We start from the raw sequence: 3,879 nt of genomic DNA on the forward strand, positions 1-3,879 counted from the left end.
GCTGGCAGCCAGCGCTGCCAGCCGACGATCACCGCCAGCGACAGCAGCGCCACGCCGGCGGCCCAGGGATTGAGCGTGGACAGGTGGCTGCCCAGCGCACCCAGGATGCCGAAGAAGTCACCCGGCATCTTGGGAATCGAAAGGCCCAGGAAATCCTTGACCTGCGACAGCGCAATCAGCACCGCGATGCCATTGGTGAAGCCGATGATCACCGCCACAGGGATGAAGCGCACCAGCGTGCCCAGCCTGAGCAGCCCCATCACGAACAGCAGCACGCCGGACAGTGCCGTGGCGATGATCAGATTGGCGACGCCGTACTGCTGCACGATGTCGTAGACGATGACGATGAAGGCGCCCGCCGGGCCGCCGATCTGTACCCGGCTGCCGCCGAGCAAGGCGACCAGGAAGCCCGCGATGATGGAAGTGAAGAGGCCGGCCTCGGGCTTGAGACCCGAGCCGATGGCGAACGCCATGGCCAGCGGCAGCGCGACCACGGCCACGGTAAGCCCTGCGCCCAGGTCCTGCGCGAAGCGGACACGGTCGTAACCGCGCAACGCGTCAAAAAGACGCGGCCGAAACGAAAAAGGAATTTCCACGAAAGACTCCGGAGAAGTGGAACCGAAACGCCCTGCAGTGGGGTTCAGTACTTCGCCGGAGGGCCGCAGTGGCGCAGCCTGGTGATGAATCGCCTGCGGCGCGTCAGCGGCAGGACTGGTCGGTAGGACATGGCTAAAACCCGGAATTCGCGTTCGTCCGTATGCAAACGGTTCCATCCCTGGCCGGATACTGACGGCGCGGGATACCGCTAACGATAAGCCTTTGGGCGGGTTCTGCCTACCCGCATTGCGCGCTTCATGGCGTTTGGGGGCTATCCCAATCATGCCGTGCCGCCATTTCCACCGCTTTTTCCTGCAGCGGCGTGCGCGCGGCCTCGCGCCAGATCATCTGGCTGAGCGAGCGCGCCTCGTGCTCGAAGGCAATGAACCGCGTCCCGGCCAAACCGCTGCGTGACAGGCAGGCCGGCACGATGGACACGCCCAACCCCTGCGACACCAGCGACGCCACGCTCAGCCAATGCCGCACCTCGTGCCGGATCACGGGCATGAAGCCCGCCGATACGCACATGGACAGCACCGTCTCGTAATAGCTGGGCGAGGCCGCCCGGGCGAAGAAGACGAAATCGTCCGCCGCCAGCTCCGCCAGGCGCAAGGCGTCCCGCCCGGCCAGCGGATGCGCCTGCGGCAGGCAAACCATGAAAGGCTCGGCCATCAGGTCGCGCGCCAGCACGCCATTAGGCACGGGGTTGGCGTGGATGAAGCCCAGGTCCTGCTCGCCGCGGCGCACGGCCTCGATCTGGTCGTGCGAGTTCAGCTCGGTCAGCACGTGCTCCACGTCAGGCAGCTCTGCGCGCATGGCATTGAGCAGTGCAGGCAAGCCGCGGTACAGCATGGACCCCACGAAGCCGATGCGCAGCCGGCCGCGCAGGCCCGCGTCCACGCGCTGCACCAGCGTGCGCACCTCTTCGGCCTGGCGCAGCAGCGTCAGAGCTTCGCGGTACAGCACCTGGCCGGCGTCGGTCAGCTCCACGTGGCGGCTGGTGCGGGTCAGCAGGCGCGCGCCAACGTTCTCCTCCAGCTGCCGGATGGCGTAGCTGAGCGGCGGCTGGGAAATGTGCAGCCGGGTGGCCGCGCGGCTGAAATGGCGCTCTTCGGCCACGGCGATGAAGTAGCGCAGCAGGCGCGGATCCAGGTCCATCGGTCTCTCCTGGGGCGGGTAATTCATACTTTTTTTGGATTGTTCTACACGCAAACAGTATTTGTATAGATTAATCCATGCAAGCACCATCACAGGCATCGTTCCCGTCTTCAGCTGGATGCCGCCATGGATACCCCCGTCAAGACCGCGCCCCCCGCCGCCACGCCCGTTCCGGATTCGCGCGGACAGAACCTGTTCAGCGCTGATCCTTACGCCGAGGCGTTGAGCCGGCGCTATCTGCCGCCCGCGCTGCACGCCCATCTGCTGCCCCATCTGGAGCGCCTGGGCGCGCTGGCCGGCGGCGTCATGGACGAGCTGGCCGCCACGGCCGACAGGAACCCGCCCACGCTGTCCGTGCGCAGCCGCGCCGGCACCGACGAGTCCCGCATCGACAAGCATCCCGCCTATGTCGAACTGGAACGCCTGGCCTACAGCGAATTCGGCCTGGCCGCGTTGTCGCACCGCGGCGGCGTGCTGGGCTGGCCCGAGCCCATGCCCGCAGCCGCCAAATACGCGCTCAGCCATCTGTTCGTGCAGGCGGAATTCGGCCTGTGCTGCCCGGTCAGCATGACCGATTCGCTGGCCCGCACCCTGCGCAAGTTCGGCGACCCGGAACTGGTCGAGCGAGTCCTGCCCGAGGTGACCTCGCAGGATTTCGACACGCTGCGCCAGGGCGCCATGTTCATGACCGAACAGGGCGCGGGTTCGGACGTCAGCGCCACCGAGGTCACCGCCACCGCGCAGGACGACGGCACCTGGCTGATCCACGGCGACAAGTGGTTCTGCTCCAATCCGGACGCCGGCTACGCCATGGTGCTGGCACGCAGCGAACCCCAGCCCGGCCTGAAGGGCGTGTCGCTGTTCCTGCTACCGCGCGACCTGGCCGACGGCACCCACAACCACTATCGCATCCTGCGCCTGAAGGACAAGCTGGGCACGCGCTCGATGGCCAGCGGCGAAATCCGCCTGGAAGGCGCGGTGGCCTGGCTGGTGGGCGAACGCGGCCGCGGCTTCAAGCACATGGCCGACATGATCAACAACTCGCGCCTGTCCAATGGCATGCGCGCCGCCGGCCTGATGCGCCGCGCCGTGACCGAGGCGGTCTACGTCTCGCAGCACCGGCGCGCTTTCGGCAAGCGCCTGATCGACATGCCGCTGATGCAGCGCCAGTTGGTCAAGATGACAGTCTGGGCCGAACAGGCGCGCAGCGTGATGTTCCAGACTGCGCGCGCGCTGGCCGACGCCGACCATGGCGCGGCCGATCCCGCGCTGGCGCGCATCCTCACGCCGCTGATCAAGTTCCGCGCCTGCCGCGACGCCCGCAAGGTGACCGGGGACGCCATGGAGGTGCGCGGCGGCTGCGGCTACATCGAGGAATGGACCGAGCCGCGGCTGGTGCGCGACGCCCACCTGGGTTCCATCTGGGAAGGCACCAGCAACATCGTGGCGCTGGACGTCTTGCGCGCCATCACCCGGGAAAACTCGCTGCCGGCGCTGCGCAGCCACATCGACGGCCTGCTGGCCGCAGGCCGCCCCTGCCCGCCCGCGCTGGCCGACATGCAGGCGCGCGCGCTGGAACAAACCTATGCGCTGGCGGAACACGCCGCCCAGGCCGACCGCCCCGAACTGGCGCGCCAGGCGGCGTCGCTGCTGTACCACGCGGTGTCCATGGCCGCCCTGCGTTGGGAAGCCACCGAACCCGGCCTGGAAAGCCGCGCGCTGCTGGCCGACCAGGTGCTGCAGCACCGCCTGGGCCCGCGCGATCCCTATGCCATCCCGGCCGACGAAAGCGCGGCGTGCCGGGCCATCCTGCAGTACGCGCTGTAAGAACCGACGCCAGCGGCACAGCTGGCGCGCAACCCACTGGAGACAAACATGAACCGATTCCTCACTCCCCTGCTGCTGGCTACGGCCATCGCCATCGCCCCCACCACGCCCGCGCTGGCCGCGGACGCCTACCCCTCGGCCCGGCCCGTGACGCTGATTGTGCCCTTCCCGCCCGGCGGTCCCACCGATGCCCTGGCGCGCAGGCTGGCCGACAAACTCAGGCAGCCGCTGAACCAGAATGTCATCGTCGAAAACCGCGCAGGCGCGGGCGGCAACATCGGTTCGGAATACGTGGCG

At 68.0% G+C, this 3,879-nt stretch carries 3 protein-coding genes and 1 pseudogene; 2 read left to right on the plus strand and 2 right to left on the minus strand.

The annotated features are described in order from the left end of the window. Positions 1-596, minus strand: a 596-nt coding sequence (locus tag VIR09_RS01455) for a SulP family inorganic anion transporter (protein ID WP_332011088.1), incomplete at its 3' end; no start/stop codon positions are given. A gap of 256 nt (positions 597-852) precedes the next feature. After that, positions 853-1,755: a LysR family transcriptional regulator gene (locus tag VIR09_RS01460; RefSeq protein WP_332011090.1), complete on the minus strand. Its 903-nt coding sequence runs from the start codon at positions 1,753-1,755 to the stop codon at positions 853-855. Positions 1,756-1,881: 126 nt separating this feature from the next. Between VIR09_RS01460 and VIR09_RS01465 the strand changes: the two genes are divergently transcribed. After that, positions 1,882-3,582, plus strand: coding sequence for an acyl-CoA dehydrogenase family protein (locus VIR09_RS01465; RefSeq protein ID WP_332011092.1), 1,701 nt, complete (start codon positions 1,882-1,884; stop codon positions 3,580-3,582). A gap of 48 nt (positions 3,583-3,630) precedes the next feature. Then, a pseudogene (locus tag VIR09_RS01470) lies at positions 3,631-3,879 on the plus strand (tripartite tricarboxylate transporter substrate-binding protein); the annotation flags it as partial.

Origin of the sequence: Achromobacter sp. (genome assembly GCF_036567245.1) — a bacterium.
In the GTDB taxonomy this organism is placed as follows: Bacteria; Pseudomonadota; Gammaproteobacteria; order Burkholderiales; family Burkholderiaceae_B; genus Achromobacter.

Coding starts and splice junctions, on each gene's coding strand:
- VIR09_RS01460 (WP_332011090.1), bottom strand. CDS start 1,755: ATGGACCTGGATCCGCGCCTGCTGCGCTACTTCATCGCCGTGGCCGAA.
- VIR09_RS01465 (WP_332011092.1), top strand. CDS start 1,882: ATGGATACCCCCGTCAAGACCGCGCCCCCCGCCGCCACGCCCGTTCCG.